This is a genomic window from Oceanospirillum linum (genome assembly GCF_001995095.2).
Lineage (GTDB): Bacteria > Pseudomonadota > Gammaproteobacteria > Pseudomonadales > Halomonadaceae > Oceanospirillum > Oceanospirillum linum.
In genome coordinates, this window is record NZ_MTSD02000001.1 from 792,220 (window position 1) to 815,341 (window position 23,122).

Below are 23,122 nucleotides of genomic sequence, written 5' to 3' on the forward strand. Positions count from 1 at the left end.
ATTGAGCTAGTTTTAAGTCCTCATTTACTCAATAGCCTGCCCATGGTGTTTGCGATGCGATCCAGAAGTAAGAACAGTGCACACTTTTTTATCAATGCCGCCACCGTTGCAGCAGAGTTAAGCGAAGTTCTCACCGAAGCAAAGAATATTTCTCTGGAAGCGATGAATGCAAAGGCATTAGTTGCCAGGGCTGGTGACAATGTCCGTACTTTTAAGCCCATCACTGATTTCATGGTTGAATTAGCAAACGACACCATTTTGCTGGTCAAGGAAATCAATCGGGAGGCACTGGTTTTATCCAGAACCTCCCTGAACGAGCTACACAGCTCCGATGCTAATATCCGTTTTGCCAAAGCCCAACAAAAAGCTTCAACTGCGCTTTATGTGGAAACCCTTGACCCGATGGCAAGAGAAGCGTCCAACCAGCACCACCAGCAGGCTGTTCAGTTAAAGCGCCATATGAGAAAGCTGTTCGAGCTGCTTGATGAGATTGAGTCCCGTATGCTGGCCGCAAATGTTGTCACGGCAACCTCCCGGCTTGAAGCTGCTACCGCCGCTGACAGCTACCAGGCAAGCCTTGAAGGCATTGTTGTGAAGCTGGAAAAAGCCGCTAATCGAATTAAACATATAGCAACCAAATGCCGGCGTTCACTGGAACGTTAAGGCAGTAAATCATCCACATTTTTACGCGGCCCTTCTCCAGGGAAGCAATAAAGTAAAACGGATTCAAATATGAAAGTTGTAAAGCTTCACGAAGGACGTAGCCATGAATGGTTGGTTTTTGGGCGGGATGAAGAGCGTCCGAGTAAAATCATTGATACCAACCAATATATGATCAAGACCACTAACCATACCATTATGCTGGACCCGGGTGGTATTGAGTTATTTTCTGCTATGCTGGCGGCCGTTGTTCATCATGTTCCGGTTAACCAAATTACCCACTTGTTTGCCTCCCATCAGGATCCGGATATTATCTCTTCCCTCGGGTTATGGGATAAAACATTACCCCACGCCGAGCTATACGCCCCCTGGCTATGGGAAGGCTTCCTTCGTCATTTCGGCTGCAACAGCATTCGCTACAACCCATTACCGGACGAAGGTAAAAGTATTCGGCTGGATGATATTGAGCTGCAGTTTATTCCAGCGCATTACATGCATTCCTCCGGCAATTTCAGCGTGTATGACCCCCAGGCAAAAATCCTGATGAGCGGAGATATTGGTGCCGCGCTTCTGCCCGACGGTGCTCCGTTATTTGTTGAAGACTTCGACGCTCATGTTGAAAAAATGCGCCTGTTCCACCAGCGCTGGATGCCATCTAATCGGGCAAAGAAGGATTGGGTTCGCCGCGTGCGCCAGCTTGATATTGAGTATATGGCACCTCAGCATGGAGCCATATTCAAAGGGCGCGATGTTCAGCGCTTTCTCGACTGGCTTGATGAGCTTGAAGTCGGTACAGGCATACACCAATAAATTGTGCAATGTTTGCTAAAAAAGCAACCCTGTGCCCAGTGGACTAACAAAAAGTCACTGGGCTTCACACTTAGCTAATAATTTATCCTCCCAGGCCTCTGGCCCGTAACTTTTTCCATACAGCTATTATAGCCTGAGCATGCGTGCTGCAAACTCTCTCCCCTGCCGTATAAAATAATTTACAGGCTTACTGGATTTAACCCGATTACTCTCATTACTCGACACCTAAAATCAATCGAAAAAGACGTTAATATCAAGCTGTTATATTGAGCCTTCACGTCTGTGCTCACGGATCAAAACAAAAATATTGTTATACCCTTTCTGCTTTGGAGCCCTCCATGTTTGAAAATGTAAAAGCCATTCCCGGTGATGCCTTGCTGGCACTCATGATGGAATTTAAGAAAGACCCCACACCTGCAAAAATTGATCTTGGCGTTGGCGTATACAAGGATGATGCAGGCCTGACACCGATTCTGCCAGCTGTAAAAAAAGCAGAAGCACTGATTCTGGAAAACGAACAAAGCAAGGGCTATATCGGCCCGGCAGGAGCCCCTGAGTTAGCGCCACTCCTGCAATCTCTGATGCTAGGTGACCAGCATAATCTGATCCGTGAAAAGCGCATTGCAACGACTCAGACACCTGGCGGGACAGGTGCTCTTCGGGTAGCTGGCGACCTGATCAACGCACTGAATCCAAACGCAAAAATCTGGGTGAGTGACCCTACATGGTCCAACCATTTTCACGTCTTCGCCGGAGCAGGTATTGAAGTACGTACCTACCCTTATTATGACGCTCAGCAAAACGCCCTTGCTTTTGAGAATATGCTGGCTGCAATCCATGAAATACCATCCGGCGATGTGATTTTGCTCCACGCCAGCTGTCATAACCCAACAGGAATCGATCCGACTCTGGAGCAATGGCAGCAAATCAGCGATCTTGTCGCAGAGCGCGCTCTGCTTCCGTTAATTGATTGCGCATACCAGGGCTTTGGTGACGGTTTAGAAGAAGATGTACAGGGTTTAAAACTGATTCTGGAAAAGTCTCCCGAAGCTCTGATCACCACATCCTGTTCGAAAAATTTTGGCCTTTATAACGAGCGTATCGGGGCTTTGAGCGTAGTCGCAGCCGAGCCTGAACATTGCAATAATGTTTTCTCCCAGGCGTGTAATTGCATTAGAGCAAACTATTCAAACCCTCCGGCCCACGGAGCTGCCATTGTGACCACCATCCTGTCTGATCAGGCTTTGCGCCAGCAGTGGGAGACTGAGTTATCAGAGATGCGTACCCGTATTCATCGCATGCGTACAGAACTGGTTAAAAATCTGAGCGCCCTGTCCGATGAACGCGACTTCAGCTTTATTGCGGCCCAGAAAGGTATGTTTTCATATTCGGGGCTGAGCAGAGACGAAGTAAAATACCTGAAGGACAAGTACGCCATCTACGCAGTAGACTCAGGCCGGATCAATATTGCCGGCATTAATGACGGTAACCTTGGAAGGCTGAGCCAGGCCATTGCGGAAGCCATTGACCGTTAAGTCGAACATTTTAACAACAATAGATTATAAGGGCTGCAAATCGTCAGCAGCCCTTATACTTACTTCTGGCACAAGGAAGTAACCTTGTAGGCTAATGTGCTTTAACCTCAGTGCTGGCGGACTCAGCTGGTTGCGGCAAAATACCGTATGATTCCACATCGTGCACAAAGGTACCGAAGTCTGAGGCCATCATGGGCTTAGCAAAGAGATATCCCTGACCCTCATCGCACCCCTTTTCCCTTAACCAATCGAACTGGGCAAAGGTCTCAATGCCTTCAGCGATCACAGGTATATTAAGATTCTTGCCCAGCTGCAAAGCAGCAGCAACAACCGCTTCATTTTGTCCCTGTGAACCAGAGGAAAGAAGTGTATCCCGCACAAACTCCTGAGCCAGTTTCAGTCGACCGATTGGCAATCGTTGCAGATACAGTAATGATGAATAGCCAGTACCAAAGTCATCAATAGAAAAGCGAATACCCAAAGCACGAAGTTGATTCATCACTAATTCTGCCTGATGGATATCCTGGACCAGTACGGTTTCTGTAATCTCAAGTTCCAGTAAGCTCCCCGGAAGCTGATGCAGCTCCAAAGCATCCTTAACCTGTTCAAAAAAACCCTGCGCCAATAGCTGCAAAGAAGAAATATTAACCCCGACACCACCAAAACTGATGCCCTGATCCAACCAGCTTCTTGCCTGACGACAGGATTCATATAAAACCCAGCGTCCAACCTGATGAATCAGGCCTCGTTCTTCTGCAAGAGGGATAAAAACTGCCGGAGAAATTACCCCTCGGTCCGGGTGCCGCCAGCGAAGCAAAGCTTCACAACCGATAACCGTCTGCCGTTGTAGGGCAACCTGCGGCTGGAATACCAGAAAAAGTTCATCGTTATGCGGGGCTTTCTCAAGATCTTTAGCCAGCAAGGTGTTTTCATAAATACGCTGGCTCATACGGTTTTCATGAAAACGGTAGCTGCCTCGCTGCTTGCGTTTTACTTCTGACAAGGCAATATCTGCATACTCCATCGCCTGCTCAATCGTAGCTGCCCCCTCCGTCCAGTATGAGATCCCGATACTGGCAGAGAGTCTAAGATCATGTCCATCAAGCGCCATTGGCTGGCTCAGCGCTTTCAGGAGATGCTCAACCCTATCGATGACTTCAACATCATCAACAGGGGTATCCAGCAATACAGCAAACTCATCACCATCCAGTCGGCCAAGGTGACTAGAAGAAGGTAAAGCAGCTTTAATCAGCTCTGCGACACGACAAAGAAGCATATCTCCGATTCGATGTCCTAGTGAATCATTAACCTGCTTGAAGTGATCCAAGTCCACGAGCATAACAGCAAAGGGCCCTCCTTGGGTGTTCAGCTTATGCACAGCTCTTTGCAGGATAAGTTTGAACTGCTCACGATTGGCCACACCAGTCAATTGGTCGAAATAAGCCAGGCGTCGCACTTCATCCTCGGAACGCTTGCTTTCAGTAATATCCATGATAGAGCCACAAATACGGATTGCGCGCCCTGCCGAGTTCCACTGAGCCTGACCACGCATCCTGATCCACAACCAGTTCTCATGCTGTCCCCGAACACGATAACGAATATCCAGTAATTCATGGTTTTTAATATGTTCCCGCACTGCGGAGCGAACCTTTTGCTGGTCTTTTGGATGAATACGTTCCAGCCAGGTTTCCGTACCGCGCCACTCCAGGCCATCATCAGGGGCCCTGTATCCCAGGATTTCCAGAAAGCGAGGAGCTAAATAAAGTGCATCAGTTTCGGTATTCCAGTCCCAGATACCATCATTGGTACCTCGTATCGCCAATTCGAATCTCTCTTCACTAATTCTCAAGGCGGCCTCTACTTCCTGTCGTTGAGCCACCTCACGGCGTAAGCGTCGGATAGAGAAAAAACCGAATAACAGAAGAGCAACAATTAAAACCGCAAAAATAATACTTCCGTAGCGATACACCAAATCCTTATTGATAACACCCGATCGTTCAGGATGCAGCCAGCGACGATGAATATCGTCTTTCTCATTACTGCTAATGCTGTAAAGACCTTTTTCCAGCACATCGACCAGAAGAGGCAGTGCATCATTGACTCCAAAGCGTACAGCGTAACTGAAATCCGTATCACCGCTGACATCCAGATTGCTGATACCTTCACGTTTTATATGCCACCAGGCACTTGCCACTACAGAGATCGCAGCATCGACATTACCCGATGATAGTGCCAGCATCAGGTCACGGGAGTTTTTTAACTCCAACGTCTTAATATCCGGTTTAAAAAGGCGCAGATGCTCTGCAACTGCAGTCCCCTGAATAACAGCAACAAGCTTACCTGACAAATCATCTAGGGTTTTATAGCTCTGACTGGTTTTTCTTACAAAAATCTTATTGGACAAAAAGGTATAAGGCGAAGTAAACAGCAGGTATTTTTGTCGCTCCGGCGTTGAGGACGCAGCAAAAACCATATCCACTTCTCCCGCTTCAGCGCCCTTTAATAAAGCACCATAAGAAGGGTAAAACTGAGTTTTGAACTCTAACGGCAACCTATCTTCAAGCAACGACAAAAAGTCCATCGCAACCCCGTGATAATCGCCATTTCCATCCTGAGTCAGCGTATGGGGAGGGACAAATGCAATCCCCACAGTAATCAAACTATCCCTTTGTTGCAGCCACTGACGTTCTGGCTCTGTAAGCGTGATATGGGCATTAGCAGAGTCATGAGCAAACGCGGTTAAAGGTAGTAATAGCAATAATAGTTGTCCAACCGCCTTGAGTAATCTCTCACGAAATAAACACCCCTTTGGATACATATTGCCTACCTCGTCAGATAAAACAAAGCATATAAAAAATTACAAAAAGACACACAATAAAACTCTGGAGAAAATCATGCCTATATTATACCTTTAATAATTAAAAAATAGCAAAACTAAGAAAAAGCAATAACCCACTCTAAACAAAGAAAGCATAATATTGTCTGATTACTAGGAAAAAATAATATTTACTAATACTGATATTTTTTCAGAAAAAAATAAATTTAAACAAAGGGAAATTCAGATGATAAAACCAGGTGCAGCCTCAAAAACCAGATAACATAGCAAGGCCTTAGACTATAAGGTATAAAACATTCGGAATATTTAAGATTACTAATACCTTAGTTCAACCCATACAACCATCTATAAAGCAGAGGCTTATAAAGCCATGGAAAGCTAGCTCTATTTAGCTTTCCTGATTGATAAAGCGATACCAGATGAGTAACCGATTTATCTCCAAAGCTGCCCTCTATCAATTATTAATACTAATAATTTTATTTCAGAATTCCTAAGCCATGACTAATTGGCTCAATAACAGATGAGAGCCTCTGGAAAGAGGGGGGCAAGGCTACACAGCAAGATGCAGGCAGCCTTAAAACGACTAGCTCTTAGGCAGGATGATTTGATGCATAAACTTAAGCAGGACTCCATCGGGTCTGGATCTGCTGGATCATCACGTCAGCATCTTTATAGTCCAAACCGATCTCAAACCACTGACCCTCTTGCTTCAAAATCAAAGTCGGAAAGCTACGTACACCTAATTGATGATTAAATGCCAACTCATCCTCCAGTGCTTTATTCGTCTTCTCACTGAGTAGTGCTTCCTCAAATGCTACAGGATCCATACCGATCTCCTGGGCGCAGGTAACCAGGGTATCCGTATCTGAAGGATTCTTTGCCTCCAGATAATAAGCCTGCTGGATGGCCGCAATCATTGCATCCTCTTTTTTCTCATGACGGGCAAGTATAAGCGCCCTACAAGCTGGATAGGTCGAACGCCTGGGCTGACACTGCTGCCAGAAATCATGATTGAATGTAGTGCCAACAGTAGATTCAATCTTTCGCCATATCCCGGAGATCTGTTCTTTCTGAGAAGCCGACATAGGCTCATTACTATCAGGGGCCAATCCCCCGGCAAGGGTGTAATAACCCAGTTGCGGAAACGCTGCACGGATTTCAGCCAGCACGGGCTTGAATGCCCAGCACCAGCTGCACATTGGATCCATGACATAAACTAAAGCTGGCTTATCATCCTGAACCAGTTGCTGCAGATACTCACCCATAACGCTCTCTCTTTTATAATTATTTCTGGATACTTTAGCCTGTCAGTCAGGCCAGAATGCATCAGCGGCATTAACAGCCGCAGACCAGCAAACAGACTTGCATTGACGGTTAAGCAGATTATGATGCCTGCTTCTAACGCAGGGTATGATGATGAATTTAATCTTACTATATGAGTCAGACTTTATCAGTGAAGATAAAGTTCGCCTGAATGATTACAGAGCACAACACATACAAAAGGTTCACCGGGCGAACATCGGCGATCAGCTTAAGATTGGGCGCATGAACCAGTTGATGGGATCAGGGGTTGTTTTGCAGTCAGATGATAAAGGCGTTGTTCTGAGAACCACTTTTGATCAGCAACCGCCCGCCCCTCTGCCTCTGACGCTGATCCTGGCTTTGCCCCGGCCTCGCATGCTGGCCAGATCTCTGCAACATATCAGCACCCTGGGCGTGAAACGTCTGATTCTTCTGCACAGCCAGCGGGTAGAAAAGAGCTACTGGATGTCACCGGAGGTCAGCCCGGAGAAAATTCGTGACAATCTGATTCTGGGGCTTGAGCAGGCTAAAGATACCGTACTACCGGAGGTGCTTCTGGAGACCCAGTTTAAGCCCTTTGTCGAAGATCGTTTACCGGAAATGGTTACCGGAACCCGTGGTTTAGTTGCTCACCCTGGCAGCCCTGACGCCTGCCCCAGAGGGCTAACTGAGGAAACAACTCTTGCAATAGGCCCTGAGGGAGGATTCATTCCTTACGAAGTGGAAAAACTGACAGAGGCTGGCCTGCAACCTGTACACCTGGGTGAACGTATACTAAGGGTAGAGACAGCTGTTACCGCACTGCTTTCCCGGCTGTTTTGATTGAGCCATCATCAGACAAGCTATAGGCCTGTTACCTGTATACTCAAAAAAAGCTCCGATGCCCAATAGGCGACGGAGCTTTCTGTATATTCGGTCGTCAACAGAACCCTATACGGTGATCTTCTGCTGAATAAGATCCGCTAAAAAAGCAATGTGATCGTGTCTATCATTCAGCGCCGGAATATAACTCAGCTGCTCGCCTCCAGCTGTACAAAAAATATCCCGGTTCTCCACCTGAATCTCTTCCAGAGTTTCCAGACAATCCGCCGCAAAAGCCGGGCAGATCACATCAACCTGACGAATCTCTTTCCCCCACTGCTCCAAAGTCTTATCAGTATAAGGCTGCAGCCATTCCTCCCGGCCAAAACGGGACTGAAAGCTGCACAGCCACTCAGCCTCTTTCAGGCCAAGCCTTGCAGCCAACTGCTCAGCAGTATAATGACAATGCTGTGGATAAGGATCGCCATTATCAGCATAACGTTTTGGAATACCGTGGAAGGAGATCAGCAGTCGCTCCCCTCTACCATGCTCCTGCCAATGATCTTTCACTGATTGTGCCAATGCATCCAGATATCCTTCACGACGGTAATAGTCTCGGATAAAGCTGATCCCGGGAAATTCAGGTCGTTTAGCAATCACCCTCGCCAGCTTATCAAACACAGCCCCGGTCGTTGTCGCGGAATACTGCGGGTAGAGCGGCAGAACAATCACCTCCTCCACACCCTGATGATCCAGGGACTGCAGAGCGGAAGATATGGATGGGTTGCCATATGTCATGGCAAGCTCCACAGGCAAACCAAAACCACGATGGTTAAGCTCTTTCTGAACAGCGAGCTGCTGCTGACGACTGATCGCCAGTAATGGTGAGCCACTATCAGTCCAGACCTCTGCATAAGCTTTAGCCACTCGCTTAGGGCGCACCTGAAGAATTACACCATGCAGGATAGGGCACCATAACCAGCGCGTCAGATCGACGACACGATGATCATGTAAGAACTCAGCGAGGTAACGCTTAACAGCTGCAGGAGTAGGTGCATCAGGTGTACCCAAATTAACCAGAAGTACACCCTGTGAAAGGTTTGAATCACTGCCTGCAGAAGACTCAGTGGCAGCTGAAGGCGCTTTCGCAGCCAAGATAGCATCGGACATCGTTATTCCCTGTATCAACACATAAACCCTGCTCTATTGCCCTTTCTGTAAGCTCTGTTCGTAACCTAAGAAAGTCGCTCAGCATCTGAGGCTCTTATACGGTGCTGATATGATAACGTGTCCTGAGGAATAAAAAAAAATAGCTGGGAGGTTTATTTCGATACAACCCCGGAAGAAGGAGCTTCAGCCTCGAAATAATATGCTTCAGGCAATCTGCGCACGCCATCCCGAACTTACGACTGGTTGCGCCAGGGCTGAAAAGTGAGAAAGGATACGACGTGACTTAACATGCTCTATCCCGACTTGTTGCAACATATTGCGCGCTGATTCTTCATCACGAAAAACCAAAGGCTTATCTTTATGTCCATGCAGGCGGTAGGTTTCTTCGTTGTGGGAGATCTCTACTGTGAAGTACACACCTTCATGGTGAGACTGAATTTGGATCTCAGTTGCCGGATGCTGTTCCAGCAGATGGTGAAGTTCTGTCATTTTCATAATCATTATCTCGTTTCTGTCTTATCATTTTAGGGTTGGTTTTTTTACCAACAATCTTATTTTCGCTTTGCGTAAGCCTATTTATACCCCGGCTAAACGACAGTATTGCGACAAATTTATGACAGTCCCGTGACAACCTTCAGTTCATCTTGCACCAGAAGCATACTCTTCTGATTCTGAGAACAGGTTTACAACAGACCCCGCCAGCTGAGCAACCAGACTGTTGCCTTTGGCATGTTTAGCTTCGTGCTTAATATGACTAAGTTGTCCGGCAACTTCTTTAGCGGAACTAAAGTCTGCTGAATCTGAATCAATCGCAGCAACGGAGATACTCATCAGGTCAAAAAACCGCTTTTCACCAAAGCGGTCCTCTGCCCAGATACCACCATCACGCAAATGCTCAGCGCTGTAAAAGTTAAGGCGATGCTGGCTGAACTCATTTAAGATTGCCTGAACATGACGCTGCCAATCAGGGCTTTTGAAAATAACAACATAATCATCTCCCCCCACATGACCGACAAAATCACGCTGCAAATGACAGTGTTTTTTCAGAAGCAGAGACACATTAAGTAAGATCTCATCACCTTTAGCGTAACCATATTGATCGTTGTAAGCCTTGAAGTTGTCCAGATCGAAATAGCAGACCACAAAAGATGCCTGACTCTCAATTAACTGATCGATCCTTTCCTGAATCAGCACATTACCCGGGAGCCCGGTCAGAGGGTTTGAGCTCTGAGCACTCTTCAGCTGCATCTCTGTGATCTCTTTCAGCAGGTCAATGACCTGCCCAACACCGTAGTAATAGTTATTTCGGGTGATAATAAAGTCTTCTTCAAGCTGGTGACGGTTTCTTTGTGTCACCTGCTGGCTAACCGTTTCTAAGCGCATATGGTGTTCAACCGACATAAACTCCTGATCCAGAATCTGACTGACCGGTTTCTTACTGTACAGGTCACGACCAAAAGCTTTACTGAGTTTCTGCAGCAACCGTGAACGCATAATGATCCCCACTGGCACCCCGGCAGATACCACAGGAACAGAGAACCAATGTTCATTCTGCTCGAAGATATCCACGACATCCTCCACCAAGGTTTCAGGGGTCACCGGTGGAATATCAAGCTTTAAACGACCAATATGTCCATCGTCCTTGCACATTTCTCTGCTCTCCTTGCTTTGCTTCAGGACCACCCTGGCTGGCCGGGAAACACTCCTGACCGGCCGGGGATGCGGCCGGGCAAAGTAGTAGCCCTGAAAGAAATCAACACCAATATCGGTAAGAGTCTCAAACTCCTGGCGAGTCTCGATACCTTCTGCCACAACCTGGCTACCCACAGCACGGGCAATCTCAAGTATGGAACGCACGAAATCCCTTTTCACCTTGTCACGCTCAATACCGGAAACAAAATGCCGGTCGATTTTCACATATTCAGGTTGCAGCTCAGACCAGAGACGAAGGCTGGAGTAGCCAGCCCCCAGATCATCCAAGGCGATGGAAAAGCCCTCTCCCTGATAGTGGCGAACAGCGCAACACATTAACTCATAGTCATGGGTCGGAGAGTGTTCGGTAATTTCAATAACAACCTGATCCGGTTGCAAACCATAGTTATTCAGAAGGTCTAATGTTAAGCCTTTGTGGTGGTCCGCCTGCAAAAGCGTTTCAGGCGTCACATTCAGAAAAAGTTTTCCGGGAAGCTGCTGGCGGGTAAAGTTTTCAATGGCCCGGCGCCGACAGATACTTTCCAAAGCGAAGAGCTGGTGCTGCTGCTTGGCTTCCTCAAAAAGACGTACCGGGCTACAAAGATAGCTGTCAGAAGGGCCGCGGCTCAGGGCTTCATAGGCAAAAACAGATTCGCCACGGGCGCCAATGATAGGCTGGAAAAGTGTGTTGATAGTCTGGCTCGCAATAATCTCGGTCAGCTCGGAAGTATGGGGCATGGAACAGTCATCTCCGGTAAGGCGCGTGGGGTACGCCTCTGTTTATTACAAACAATTACACCAATGAAAAATGACAGAATTGCTACAAAGTCCCGTTATCTGGGTAAATGAGATAAAAGTCAGACTCCGGTCAATTTCCCTCCTCCTTATTTTATATTCAAAAAATCATCGCCCACAAAAAAGCCATGGCGAATTTTTAGGGTTCATTTCAAGCCATGGCTTTTCTGAAAACTTAATCTGCGCATGTGTTAGTCGGCAAAAACTGACTCAATCGATATACCTTGTTTCTCCATCATACGGCGTAGGCGACGCAGAGCTTCAACCTGAATCTGGCGAACCCGCTCCCGCGTTAAACCGATCTCTTCCCCTACCTGTTCAAGTGTAGACGGCTCATAGCCATGCAGACCAAAACGGCGAACAACGACTTCAGACTGCTTTTCAGTGAGTTCAGATAGCCAGAGATCCATATGCTGAGTAAAATCATCTTTCTGCAGCATGCTGGCAGGATCCATATCATCAGCATCGGCGATAGTTTCCACCAGAGGCTTATCCATATCCCCACCTATGGGGTAATCCATTGATGTGACCCTTTCATTCAACCCCAGCATTTTCTCCACAGCCTCCACCGGACGATCCAGTGCCACGGCAATATCCTCAGGCGTCGCTTCATGATCCAGTTTCTGAGTCAACTCACGGGCAGCTCTCAGATACACATTAAGCTCTTTAACCACATGAATTGGCAGCCGAATGGTCCGGGTCTGATTCATCAATCCACGCTCAATGGTCTGGCGAATCCACCAGGTCGCATAAGTGGAGAAACGAAACCCTCGCTCAGGATCAAATTTTTCTACAGCTCTGATCAGACCAAGGTTACCCTCTTCAATCAGATCCAACAGAGACAAACCCCGATTAAGATACCGGCGGGCAATCTTCACAACCAAGCGGAGATTACTTTCAATCATCCGTCGACGCCCTGCTTCATCACCTTTGCGGGCAAGGCGACCAAAATAAACTTCTTCTTCCGGAGAAAGAAGCGGAGAGAACCCGATTTCATTGAGATATAGCTGAGTGGCATCCAGACTTTTCTCAGTTTTGTCCTCTCGCTCAAGTGCCCGTTCAAAATCAGCCTCAGCCTGTTTTTCTATCGCTAAGGTATCAGAATGATTTGCTGTATCCGTTGCTACAGCATTTTCTTCTGTTGCAAACTCATGGCTTAAAATCGTCATAGCAGTATTCCCATGTCCCGTGGTGAAGTCTTTTCGTAAAAAGCATATTCACTATTATTTTTATCAATACAGGCCTGTGACTGGGTGTTGTGACTGCTCTACTTCCGCTGTACTAATGTCTATCACAACCGACCAAATTGGCCTTTGTTTCCTTACTTGAGCATATGCGCCCGGCAGATGATGCGTTCTTATGTAATCTGCAAAGAGCAGAATACAAGATTCCCAAAAAACTCTAACCAACTGATTTATAAGCTATTATTTTTATTTGGCCAGATTCCAATGCTATATGATTTTGCAGATAATCAAGAAGAGCACCTGCAAACCCACACTTAAGACGCTATATCTTTCGCGGTAGGGCCTGCAACTGTTTTTTAAATTCTTTCAGGAAACAGTGATGAAAAATTTTCACAGAAGAGAGGAAAGCTGCCTGAATAAATATCAAACAGCCTTGGAGATCAGTAACATACGGAAACAAACAAAACACATCAATTGATTAATTTATTTGTCCGCCTGCCGATAAAAAAACCAAACCAGAGCAAAGCCAAGAATCATAAGAATCAACGCCGGCACCATTTGGGAGCTCATACCGGTTAACTGCTCATAGACAGAGGGCAAAAGATTATCATGAGTAATGGGAGCAGCCCTGCCATGACTGTCAATTTTATAAGAAACCACCTGACGCCATGGCCAGATCTGAGACAGCGATCCGATCAGAACCCCAGTGAGCAGTGCAAGTGTTGTCTGATGAAAGCGATGAAGTAACCAGCTTAGGATCTGTGAGAAACCTAGAATTCCTGCAGCGCAACCACTTACAAACCACAGCATGGTCATCAGCTCAAAGCTTTTCACTGCATGCATAACATCACCATAAACCCCCATAATCAATAACAGAAAGCTCCCGGAGATACCCGGAAGGATCATGGCGCAGATAGCAATAGAGCCCGCCATAAAGATATGTAACGGATTACTGGTATCAAGTGTTGGCAGCAACTGGTTAACCAGTAGCATCAGAATCACACCTGCCAATAATGCGACGGTGGTTTTCCAGCTACGATCTGTAATCTCACCATAAATAGCCAGTACAGAAGCACTTACTAAACCAAAAAAAAACGCAGACAGCAGTACAGGCTGCGCCTCCAGCAGGTAGCTGATCACATGAGCCAACAGTAAAATACTGCTGATAATACCCGCCAGAAGAGTCAGTAAGAAATTTCCATCTATTTTTTGCCAGACGGCCTTAAAACCCTCTTTACGCCAGGTCAGCAACAAGCCTGGATTAATACTGCGAACCGACTCAATCAGCTGTTCATAGACCCCTGAAATAAAGGCAACAGTGCCTCCGGAAACCCCAGGAACAGCATCTGCTGCTCCCATAGCCATACCTTTGAAGAAAACACGAATGCCATACTGGCGCTTTTTAACCTGCTGTTTCCGGCTACTCTCGGTCTGCAGTTGATTGGAGGTGTTCAATCAGAGTACTCCCTATAAAATAACCAGACTACACAAGCCCTTGCTGTAGTGGTACAAAATGAACCGCTGCCAATACGTCCGATGTGTGGCCTGATGCGTTTAACGTCACCCGAGTCAGGGATTGCTCTTCTCCGCTGCCAACAGGCAGCACCATAACACCCGTATCACTCAACTGCTCCAGCAGTCGAGGCGGAATAACGTCTGGAGCAGCAGTTACCAGAATAGCATCGTAGGGTGCCTGAGCTTCCCAGCCGTCATGGCCATCAGCATGATGCAACTCCAGATTATCAAGACCTAAGGCCTGAAAGCATTTTTGAGCTTTAGCCTGAAAACTGCCAATGCGCTCAAGACTTACAACCCGCTCAAACAGGCTGGCCAGAATCGCTGACTGGTATCCGGACCCCGTACCAATCTCAAGCACCTTCCGGGGGCGCTCGGGCATCTCCAGCAACAATTCCGTCATTCTGGCCACCACCCAGGGCCGGGAGAGCGTCTGCTGATGGCCTATGGGTAAGGAGATATCTTCATATGCCCTGTGAGACAGCGCCTCATCCAGGAAAATATGCCGAGGCATACGTGACATCAGAGCTAATAGCTCTTCATGCTTGATCCCCTGCTCACGTAAGCGGTTTACCATACGATTTCGGGTTCTCTGGGAGGTCATCCCGATACCCTGAAGATTCCATGATCCGCCGGTATGACCCTCGGCCACTCTATAATCAGCCATCAATGCTCCTCAGTCTGCCACCAGCTCAGTTGCTGAGCTGACGGATGAAAGCCAGCTCGCCAGATTCTTTCTGGCACGATCCTGAGTCAGATCCACGTGTAAAGGCGTAATACTGATATACCCTTCAGCGACTGCATAAAAATCAGTATCGGGCCCGGCATCACGGGTGCCACCGGCAGCAGGAATCCAGTACCTCTGTCTGCCTCTTGGGTCACAAACGGGCACAGGCTCACCAGCAGGATGGCGCTTTCCCAAACGGGTCAGACGAATACCCTTAACCTGATCATAGGGGAGATCAGGTACGTTAATATTAAGGATACTCCCCTCCGGTAAATCCAGCGTGTAGTAACCGCCTAATAACCGGGCAACAAATTCTGCCGCCGTTGCGAAGTATTTTTTTCCAGCCAGAGAAACGGCTATAGAGGGCACCCCCAGAAAACGGCCCTCCGTTGCAGCAGCTACAGTGCCGGAATAAAGCACATCATCACCCAGGTTTGCACCGTGATTAATGCCAGCAATAACCAGGTCGGCCTCAGACTGAAACAGTTGCGACAATCCCATATAGACACAATCCGTTGGTGTACCATCAATGCTGTGAAATCCACTTTCCATCGTCTCCGGGCAAAGAGGGTGGCTCAGGGTCAGTGAATTACTGGCACCGCTGCGATCACGGTCCGGTGCAACAACGGTAACCTTCTCAACATCGTGCTGCAGACGTTCTGCCAAAACCCGCAGGCCTTCAGCACGAACACCATCATCATTTGATAGCAGTAACTTCATTAGGTTATAGACCTCATCTGTGTACCGTTCTTTTTCAACACGGTACTGTCATTATACGGGGGTTACCTTAATCATTTTCAGATCAGACTCAGCGATCCTCTGCTTCTGTAAAATGGCTATCCCAGCGTGCCACTTCACGTAACATAGATGTTGCAAAGGTGCCCACCGGCAATAAAAAGCTCAGGAGCAGATCTGTTTGTCCCACTTCACGCTCGGTTTCCCAGTCCCAGTGCAGCTGCTCAGGTATCAGTCGCAGAGCTCGTCGCTCAGGGCTCAAGCCGGCACTTTCAATACCTTCTGCCAGAGCGGTATAGCGTCCGGCCACGTCTGCTTCAAGCTTACGGGCTACGGCTGTCACTTTCGGCTCTCCTGCTCCCCAAAGAGGGCCTGTCGGATGAATAACCCCATCCTGAAGCCGCTGCTGAATATCTGCATCACCAGGCTCAATCGCAAACTGGCTGCGACTACCCGAGAAAGTTGCCACATCACCTTCAAGCCAGGTTTGCCAGTTATTCTGTTCAATACGCTCAGCCAGTATTCGGTTAAATAACCAACTACGCAGGGCAGACAACATCATGGCGTGACCATCTTTATCACGTTTACTGAGTTTCAGAGGCTGTCCGGCTTCCACCCGGGCAACGGCTTTAGTCAGATTGTTCCCATTTCGGCCAAAACGCTGTTCGCCAAAATAATTCGGTACGCCCTGGGTGGCAATTTTATCCAGCAGGCTTTCTGCCGTTTGCTGATCCCCTCTGAAGCCTCTCAAACGAATTGAAAATTTGTTAGCCCGATGAACGCCTCGCTTGAGTTTTTTGCGGTGACGGATCGCCTTAAGAATCTCAACGCCCTCAACACAGAATGCGCTCCAGTCCGGTGATTCCAGCCCTGGAATGTGCACACTGAACCATTGCAGTGTCACCGCATGACGGTCTTTCATACCGGAATAAGAAACTGCGTTAAAACCAACATTGGCAAAGCGCGCCAGCTGACGGGCAACCCAGTCCGTATTATTGCCACGCTTGCGAATCCAGAGAAAGTGGTGCTCCCCTTCGCCTTCTGGCTCGAAGCCCAGAATCTCCTCCACCTGAAAATCTTCAGGCTCTGCGCGGAGCTGTGCTGTTGCTACAGGACCACCCCAGGCATAGGGAAACTCAAGTGATAACGGACACTTCAAAGTATCATCGTTGTAAAGATTACTTTCATTTGCTGATACGGGCACAGATTCAGACATTCAGGAAGTTCCAGTTAACAAGTTCACAATATTACAGTGGCATAAAGCAGTTTTCCGACAGAGTCTGGCCAGAAAAGCTATTAACCAACAGGCTGTAAAAGCACCACCGCATGGGCTGAAATACCCTCTTTGCGGCCGGTGAAGCCAAGCTTTTCTGTCGTCGTTGCTTTAACATTGACTGCCGATATATCAACATTCAGATCCTCGGCCAGATTCTTACGCATCACTGCAATATGCGGGGCCATCTTAGGGGCCTGGGCCACGAGAGTACTATCGATATTTCCGACAACCCAGCCTTCCCGATGAAGTAGCTTCATAACATGACGCAATAAATCACGGCTATCAGCCCCTTCAAACTCAGGGTCAGTATCCGGAAAGTGTTTACCGATATCCCCCAGGCCTGCAGCGCCCAAAAGTGCATCACACAGAGCATGGATCAGAACATCGCCATCAGAATGCGCCAGCAGCCCCTGTTCATACGGAATGCTCACCCCACCTAAAACAACATGATCTCCGGGGCCAAACTTATGTACATCAAAACCATGACCGACTCGCATGATCTCTCCTTGGATGAATAAAAATAAAACTACAGAGCTGATCCGGTCTTATCAGCTTCGCTCTGCTCCTGCTGAGCCCGGATAAAGAGTTCGGCAAAAGCCAGATCATCAGGGTGGGTTACCTTGATATTATCTCTGTGACCGGCAATCAGTTGAGGACAAAATCCAAGCCACTCCAGCGCAGAAGCTTCGTCAGTAATCGTTGCGCCCGCAGCCAGGCCTTCTTCCAATGCCTGATACAGCCTGCCAAAGCGGAACATCTGAGGAGTCAGTGCGTGCCAGAGTGCGGTGCGGTCAACGGTTTCAGAAATAGAACCATCCGGATGACTCCGTTTCATGGTATCCGCTACTGGCAACGCAAGAATGCCACCAATATCAGAGTCGTTAAGACCCATCACTAAATCTGTAATATCACTTGGCCGCACACAAGGACGAGCTACATCGTGTACCAAGACCCAATCATCTTCAGAAGCTTGACTGGCAATCATTTTCAGGCCGTTGAGCACAGAATCTGCCCGTTCTTTACCACCGGATACTTCACGCAGAGTAATACCTTCCGGCCGTTGAACTGATGGCCAGTATGGATCTTCCGGGTTGAGGCAGATCACAAACTCGGCATAGGGTAAAGCGATCGCCAGGCGCTCAAGGGTATGTTCGATAATAGGCCGACCGTTTAAGAGCAGGTACTGTTTAGAGCGATCCGCCTGCATTCGGGAACCTACACCCGCAGCCGGAATGATCAGCCACATTTTAGTCGCCACTTCAGGCTCAGTCATGATGTATTCTGTCTCTGTCTGCACTCACTGAGTAATCGCTTCCTACTGACTCAATCCAGCAGCCGGAGAAACTGCCTTAAGGCTCTGTTCGGGCTCATCGATTAGCAGAAAGAAGGTTTCATTGGGACGAACCATGCCCAATTCATAACGCGCCCGCTCTTCAATAGCATCAAGACCACGGCGAAGACCAGCAACTTCGGCTGCTAACGCTTCATTTCGCTTAGCCAGATCAGCATTTTCCAGCTTACGGGTTTCGATTCGGCTCTCCAGTTGCCAGGTTTCCGGCAAACTGCTTTCACCAAACCATAGGCGAACCTGCAAGAGAAGAATCAGTACAACCAAAATTAAATTCAGAAAACGAAACATGGTTTCGATCAGTGTCCCGATAGTTAGCCATCGAACCCGCAAGATACAAAAGCGCAGGCCGTTGAGAAAACAGGCATTATGAGTGAAAAAGCAGTGACAAAAAAGGGGAACCCGCAGGCTCCCCTCTTTTTATCGGCCCCGAAAGACCCATATCAGATCCGGTCAGTGAATTAAGCCTGACCTTTGATCTCTTTCAGACCGTTATAAACAGCCTTATCACCCAGCTCCGCTGCAATTTCCAGCAGACGGTTATACTTAGCGACACGGTCAGAACGGCAGAGAGATCCGGTCTTGATCTGACCGGCAGCAGTACCTACTGCCAGATCAGCAATGGTGGTATCTTCTGTTTCGCCGGAGCGATGGGAGATAACAGCAGTAAAGCCTGCGTCTTTCGCCATTTTGATCGCATCCAGAGTCTCAGAAAGAGAGCCAATCTGATTGAATTTGATCAGGATGGAGTTACCGATACTTTCTTCGATACCGCGGGACAGAATCTTGGTGTTGGTTACAAACAGGTCATCACCCACCAGCTGAACTTTGTCACCGATCTTACGGGTCAGGTAAGCCCAACCATCCCAGTCAGACTCGTCCAGACCGTCTTCGATGGAAACAATCGGATAGTTTTCAGTCAGGGCCGCCAGGTAATCACCGAAACCTTCTGCGTCGAACACTTTGCCTTCACCGGACAGGTCGTATTTGCCATCTTTGTAGAACTCAGATGCTGCGCAGTCCAGAGCCAGAGTAACGTCCTTGCCCAGCTCGTAACCTGCGTTGCTGATCGCTTCTTTGATCACAACCAGCGCTTCTTCATTAGAGGCCAGGTTAGGTGCAAAACCACCTTCGTCACCTACTGCAGTGTTCAGACCTTTTGCTTTCAGTACCGCTTTCAGCGCGTGGAAGATCTCAGTACCGCAACGCAGTGCTTCGTTGAAAGAGGTGAAGTTAACCGGCTGAACCATGAACTCCTGGATATCAACGTTGTTATCCGCATGCTCACCACCGTTCAGGATGTTCATCATAGGCACAGGCATAGAGAACTGACCCGCAGTACCATTGATCTCTGCGATGTGTGCGTACAGAGGCATGCCTTTGTCAGCTGCTGCTGCTTTAGCCGCTGCCAGAGAAACCGCCAGAATAGCGTTAGCGCCCAGAGTGGCTTTGTTTTCAGTGCCATCCAGTTCCAGCATCTTGTTGTCCAGCGCACGCTGGTCCGCAGCATCCATACCGATCAGTGCGGCACGGATTGTGGTGTTCACACCTTCAATGGCTTTCAGAACACCTTTACCCAGGTAACGGCTCTTGTCGCCATCACGCAGTTCCAGCGCTTCACGGGAACCGGTAGACGCACCGGAAGGAGCACAAGCGCGGGCGCTTACACCGGATTCCAGAATTACTTCGGCCTGTACCGTTGGGTTACCACGAGAATCAAGCACTTCAAGCGCTTTGATATCAACGATTGCTGTCATTTGGGTTTTTCTCCAGAAAATGTCATTTCTTAACTGAAACGATTTAGTTCTATGACTGAAAATGACCAGAGTATCCTTGATCAAAGGGGTCTGTTTAAAAGAACCTGATCAAACAACACACTGTTCAAAAAAAATAGGCCGGTAAGCTGCCTCTGCAAATCACCGGCGAACACCTTGATACCTGGGATTATCGGATATCCAGTGGGGCAAAGTCTTTAACCAGATCGTCGATGGCCTTCATCTGAGCCAGGAAAGGCTCCAGTTGCGCCAGCGGCAACGCCGACGGACCATCACACTTGGCGTTTTCAGGGGCCGGGTGTGCTTCCAGGAAAAGCCCGGCAAGCCCCAGTGCCATTCCTGCACGGCCCAGTTGAGCCACCTGATGACGGCGACCACCTGAAGCAGCTCCCATAGGATCACGGCATTGCAGGGCATGGGTCACATCAAAAATCAGTGGCGCGCCTTTGCAGGCTTTCTGCATCACATCAAAGCCCAGCATATCGACGACAAGGTTGTCGTAACCAAAGCTGGAGCCACGCTCACAGATCATCACTTTATCGTTACCGCACTCTTCAAACTTCTCCACCATATTGCCCATTTGAGCCGGGCTGGTGAATTGAGGTTTCTTAATATTGATCACAGCACCGGTCTGTGCCATAGCCTGAACCAGGTCCGTCTGACGGGCCAGAAACGCTGGCAATTGAATGACATCAGCAACCTCCGCCACCGGCTGAGCCTGATAGGGCTCATGCAGATCAGTAATCACCGGCACGTTAAACTGCTGCTTTATCTCTGCCAGAATCTCCAGACCTTTTTCCAGTCCAGGACCGCGGTAAGAATGAATTGAAGAACGGTTGGCTTTATCAAAAGACGCCTTAAAAACATAAGGAATGCCCAGACGCTGCGTCACTTCAACGTAGTGTTCGGCAATCTGCATCGCCATATCCCGGGACTCCAGAACATTCATGCCGCCATACAGCACAAAAGGCAGATTGTTTGCACACTGCAGACCGGCGAACTCAATAACCTTATTACTGTTCTGTGGTGAATCAGACTGTGACATGGTGCGCCTCTCTGTCAGATATCGATAAAACGGAGCGTTTCAGTTTGCTCAACCGATCAGGATAGGAGCAGCTGAAAGACAAAAGCCCTTAATTAAAAGGGCTTTTGCATCAGGTCACGATTAGCTGTCCTGTGAGGCAGCTTTTTTGGCAAGACCCGCTTCAACAAAACCGGTGAACAGCGGGTGGCCGTCACGAGGTGTTGAGGTAAATTCAGGGTGGAACTGGCACGCCACGAACCATGGGTGATCTTTCAGCTCGACCACTTCAACCAGAGACTCATCAGCGGAGCGGCCAGAGAAGATCAGACCAGCCTTTTCCAGATCACCAACAAACTGGTCGTTAACTTCATAACGGTGACGGTGACGTTCAAAAATCACATCCTGGCCGTAAACTTCACGGGCCTTGGAGCCTTTCAGCAGCTTACAATCCTGCGCACCCAGGCGCATGGTGCCGCCCAGGTCAGAGCTTTGATCGCGCTCTTCAATCTTGCCTTCAGGATTAACCCATTCAGTAATCAGACCAATAACTGGATGGGTTGTATCATGGGTAAACTCTGTAGAGTGTGCATCTGTCATTCCGGCAACGTTACGGGCATAGTCAATTACCGCAACCTGCATACCCAGGCAGATACCCAGATAAGGAATGTTATTTTCACGGGCAAACTGCGCAGTTGTAATCTTACCTTCCACACCACGCTCACCGAAGCCACCGGGAACCAAAATCGCATCTTTGTCCTTCAGACGGTCGGTTCCATTGTGCTCAATATCTTCAGAGTCAATATATTCAATATTCACTTTAGTTCGGGTTTTGATACCCGCGTGATCGATCGCTTCGATCAAAGACTTGTAGGCATCCAGTAACTCCATGTACTTACCAACCATGGCAATATTGATGCTCTTCAACGGATTCAGCTTGGCATCAGCCACGGCGACCCACTCAGACAGGTCGGCAGGAGGACACTGCAGGCCAAAGCGCTTAACAACGATCTCATCGAGGTTCTGACCATGCAGCATGCTCGGGATGCGGTAGATGGTGTCCGCATCCTCCAGAGAGATAACCGCTTTCTCATCCACGTTAGTAAACATGGAGATCTTGCGGCGCTCATTCGCCTCAATCGCAACTTCTGAACGGCATACCAGAATATCCGGCTGAATACCGATAGAGCGCAGCTCTTTTACAGAGTGCTGCGTCGGCTTGGTTTTTGTCTCACCGGCGGTCTTGATGTAAGGCACCAGCGTCAGATGCATAAACATTGCGCGGTCAGAACCCACTTCAACTTTCAGCTGACGAACCGCTTCCAGGAACGGCTGGGATTCAATATCACCCACAGTGCCACCGATCTCGACCAGTGCAACATCGCAGCCTTCAGCACCGGCAATCACACGATCTTTAATCTCATTGGTGATATGAGGAATAACCTGAACGGTCCCCCCCAGATAATCACCACGACGCTCTTTACGCAGTACGTGTTCATAAACACGACCGGTCGTAAAGTTATTACGCTGAGTCATCTTAGTGCGAATGAAACGCTCGTAGTGACCGAGGTCAAGGTCAGTCTCTGCGCCGTCTTCCGTCACAAAAACTTCACCGTGCTGGAAAGGGCTCATGGTGCCCGGATCAACGTTAATATACGGATCCAGCTTCAGCATGGTAACTTTCAGACCACGAGCCTCAAGAATAGCGGCCAGAGATGCGGAGGCAATGCCTTTCCCTAAAGAAGAAACAACACCACCTGTGACGAAGATATATCGCGTCATGGATAACCTGTTTTATGCTGCAAATAGAAAGAAGGGGGGTACTCATTCTTGTGCCTGACCCGTGTAAAATTACGCATCATAAGTACAAAAATAGATGGGAGTGCAGGATACCAGAAGGCCTTGGCTATCACAATTCAGAAGGCGCCAATTCATTAAGA

At 48.3% G+C, this 23,122-nt stretch carries 20 protein-coding genes; 4 read left to right on the forward strand and 16 right to left on the reverse strand.

Annotation, left to right across the window (positions count from 1 at the left end; genetic code table 11):
- Nucleotides 1–54 precede the first annotated feature (54 nt).
- From BTA35_RS03730 to BTA35_RS03740, 3 genes are all read left to right on the forward strand, one after another.
- Nucleotides 55–663, forward strand: a complete 609-nt coding sequence (locus tag BTA35_RS03730) for a hypothetical protein (RefSeq protein ID WP_077243051.1) — start codon at nt 55–57, stop codon at nt 661–663.
- 69 nt (nt 664–732) lie between these two features.
- On the forward strand, nt 733–1,470 hold the full coding sequence (locus BTA35_RS03735) for an oxygen-binding di-iron domain-containing protein (protein WP_077243052.1): 738 nt from the start codon (nt 733–735) through the stop codon (nt 1,468–1,470).
- Nucleotides 1,471–1,808: 338 nt separating this feature from the next.
- The gene (locus tag BTA35_RS03740) at nt 1,809–3,005 is read left to right on the forward strand and encodes an amino acid aminotransferase (RefSeq protein ID WP_077243053.1); all 1,197 of its coding nucleotides are present in this window, start codon (nt 1,809–1,811) and stop codon (nt 3,003–3,005) included.
- A 91-nt stretch (nt 3,006–3,096) separates the two neighbouring features.
- Here the strand turns inward: BTA35_RS03740 and BTA35_RS03745 are convergent, their stop codons facing one another.
- Together BTA35_RS03745 and BTA35_RS03750 are read right to left on the reverse strand one after the other, a co-directional pair.
- Nucleotides 3,097–5,823, reverse strand: a complete 2,727-nt coding sequence (locus tag BTA35_RS03745) for an EAL domain-containing protein (protein WP_077243054.1) — start codon at nt 5,821–5,823, stop codon at nt 3,097–3,099.
- A gap of 635 nt (nt 5,824–6,458) precedes the next feature.
- Nucleotides 6,459–7,106 carry a DsbA family protein gene (locus BTA35_RS03750; protein WP_077243055.1) on the reverse strand — a complete coding sequence of 216 codons (648 nt, stop codon included), beginning with the start codon at nt 7,104–7,106 and terminating at the stop codon, nt 6,459–6,461.
- A 151-nt stretch (nt 7,107–7,257) separates the two neighbouring features.
- On the opposite strand from BTA35_RS03750, the gene BTA35_RS03755 reads away from it, so the two are divergent.
- On the forward strand, nt 7,258–7,965 hold the full coding sequence (locus BTA35_RS03755; protein WP_077243056.1) for a 16S rRNA (uracil(1498)-N(3))-methyltransferase: 708 nt from the start codon (nt 7,258–7,260) through the stop codon (nt 7,963–7,965).
- Between the two features lie 108 nt (nt 7,966–8,073).
- Here BTA35_RS03755 and hemH read toward each other — a convergent pair whose 3' ends face one another.
- The 14 genes from hemH to pyrG form a co-directional block, all read right to left on the reverse strand.
- Nucleotides 8,074–9,114, reverse strand: coding sequence for a ferrochelatase (gene hemH / locus BTA35_RS03760; protein WP_077243057.1), 1,041 nt, complete (start codon nt 9,112–9,114; stop codon nt 8,074–8,076).
- 204 nt (nt 9,115–9,318) lie between these two features.
- Complete coding sequence (locus BTA35_RS03765; RefSeq protein WP_139363608.1) at nt 9,319–9,603, reverse strand: DUF6482 family protein; 285 nt, start codon at nt 9,601–9,603, stop codon at nt 9,319–9,321.
- A gap of 150 nt (nt 9,604–9,753) precedes the next feature.
- Nucleotides 9,754–11,544, reverse strand: a complete 1,791-nt coding sequence (locus tag BTA35_RS03770) for a GGDEF domain-containing protein (RefSeq protein WP_077243059.1) — start codon at nt 11,542–11,544, stop codon at nt 9,754–9,756.
- Nucleotides 11,545–11,792: 248 nt separating this feature from the next.
- Nucleotides 11,793–12,770 carry an RNA polymerase sigma factor RpoS gene (gene rpoS / locus BTA35_RS03775; protein WP_077243060.1) on the reverse strand — a complete coding sequence of 326 codons (978 nt, stop codon included), beginning with the start codon at nt 12,768–12,770 and terminating at the stop codon, nt 11,793–11,795.
- A gap of 498 nt (nt 12,771–13,268) precedes the next feature.
- A complete protein-coding gene (locus tag BTA35_RS03780; RefSeq protein ID WP_077243061.1) occupies nt 13,269–14,240 on the reverse strand; it encodes a DUF368 domain-containing protein in 972 nt (323 codons plus the stop codon).
- Between the two features lie 28 nt (nt 14,241–14,268).
- Nucleotides 14,269–14,967 carry a protein-L-isoaspartate(D-aspartate) O-methyltransferase gene (locus BTA35_RS03785; protein WP_077243062.1) on the reverse strand — a complete coding sequence of 233 codons (699 nt, stop codon included), beginning with the start codon at nt 14,965–14,967 and terminating at the stop codon, nt 14,269–14,271.
- Between the two features lie 9 nt (nt 14,968–14,976).
- Nucleotides 14,977–15,747 carry a 5'/3'-nucleotidase SurE gene (gene surE / locus BTA35_RS03790; protein WP_077243063.1) on the reverse strand — a complete coding sequence of 257 codons (771 nt, stop codon included), beginning with the start codon at nt 15,745–15,747 and terminating at the stop codon, nt 14,977–14,979.
- Between the two features lie 88 nt (nt 15,748–15,835).
- On the reverse strand, nt 15,836–16,978 hold the full coding sequence (gene truD, locus BTA35_RS03795; RefSeq protein WP_077243064.1) for a tRNA pseudouridine(13) synthase TruD: 1,143 nt from the start codon (nt 16,976–16,978) through the stop codon (nt 15,836–15,838).
- A gap of 80 nt (nt 16,979–17,058) precedes the next feature.
- Nucleotides 17,059–17,535: a 2-C-methyl-D-erythritol 2,4-cyclodiphosphate synthase gene (gene ispF / locus BTA35_RS03800; protein WP_077243065.1), complete on the reverse strand. Its 477-nt coding sequence runs from the start codon at nt 17,533–17,535 to the stop codon at nt 17,059–17,061.
- Nucleotides 17,536–17,564: 29 nt separating this feature from the next.
- Nucleotides 17,565–18,311, reverse strand: coding sequence for a 2-C-methyl-D-erythritol 4-phosphate cytidylyltransferase (gene ispD, locus BTA35_RS03805; protein ID WP_202931161.1), 747 nt, complete (start codon nt 18,309–18,311; stop codon nt 17,565–17,567).
- 42 nt (nt 18,312–18,353) lie between these two features.
- A complete protein-coding gene (gene ftsB, locus BTA35_RS03810; protein ID WP_077243066.1) occupies nt 18,354–18,677 on the reverse strand; it encodes a cell division protein FtsB in 324 nt (107 codons plus the stop codon).
- Between the two features lie 170 nt (nt 18,678–18,847).
- Complete coding sequence (gene eno / locus BTA35_RS03815) at nt 18,848–20,143, reverse strand: phosphopyruvate hydratase (protein ID WP_077243067.1); 1,296 nt, start codon at nt 20,141–20,143, stop codon at nt 18,848–18,850.
- Between the two features lie 187 nt (nt 20,144–20,330).
- Nucleotides 20,331–21,206 (reverse strand): 3-deoxy-8-phosphooctulonate synthase, encoded by an 876-nt coding sequence (gene kdsA / locus BTA35_RS03820; protein ID WP_077243068.1) that lies wholly within the window; start codon nt 21,204–21,206, stop codon nt 20,331–20,333.
- Between the two features lie 120 nt (nt 21,207–21,326).
- The gene (gene pyrG, locus BTA35_RS03825) at nt 21,327–22,964 is read right to left on the reverse strand and encodes a CTP synthase (protein ID WP_077243069.1); all 1,638 of its coding nucleotides are present in this window, start codon (nt 22,962–22,964) and stop codon (nt 21,327–21,329) included.
- Nucleotides 22,965–23,122 lie beyond the last annotated feature (158 nt).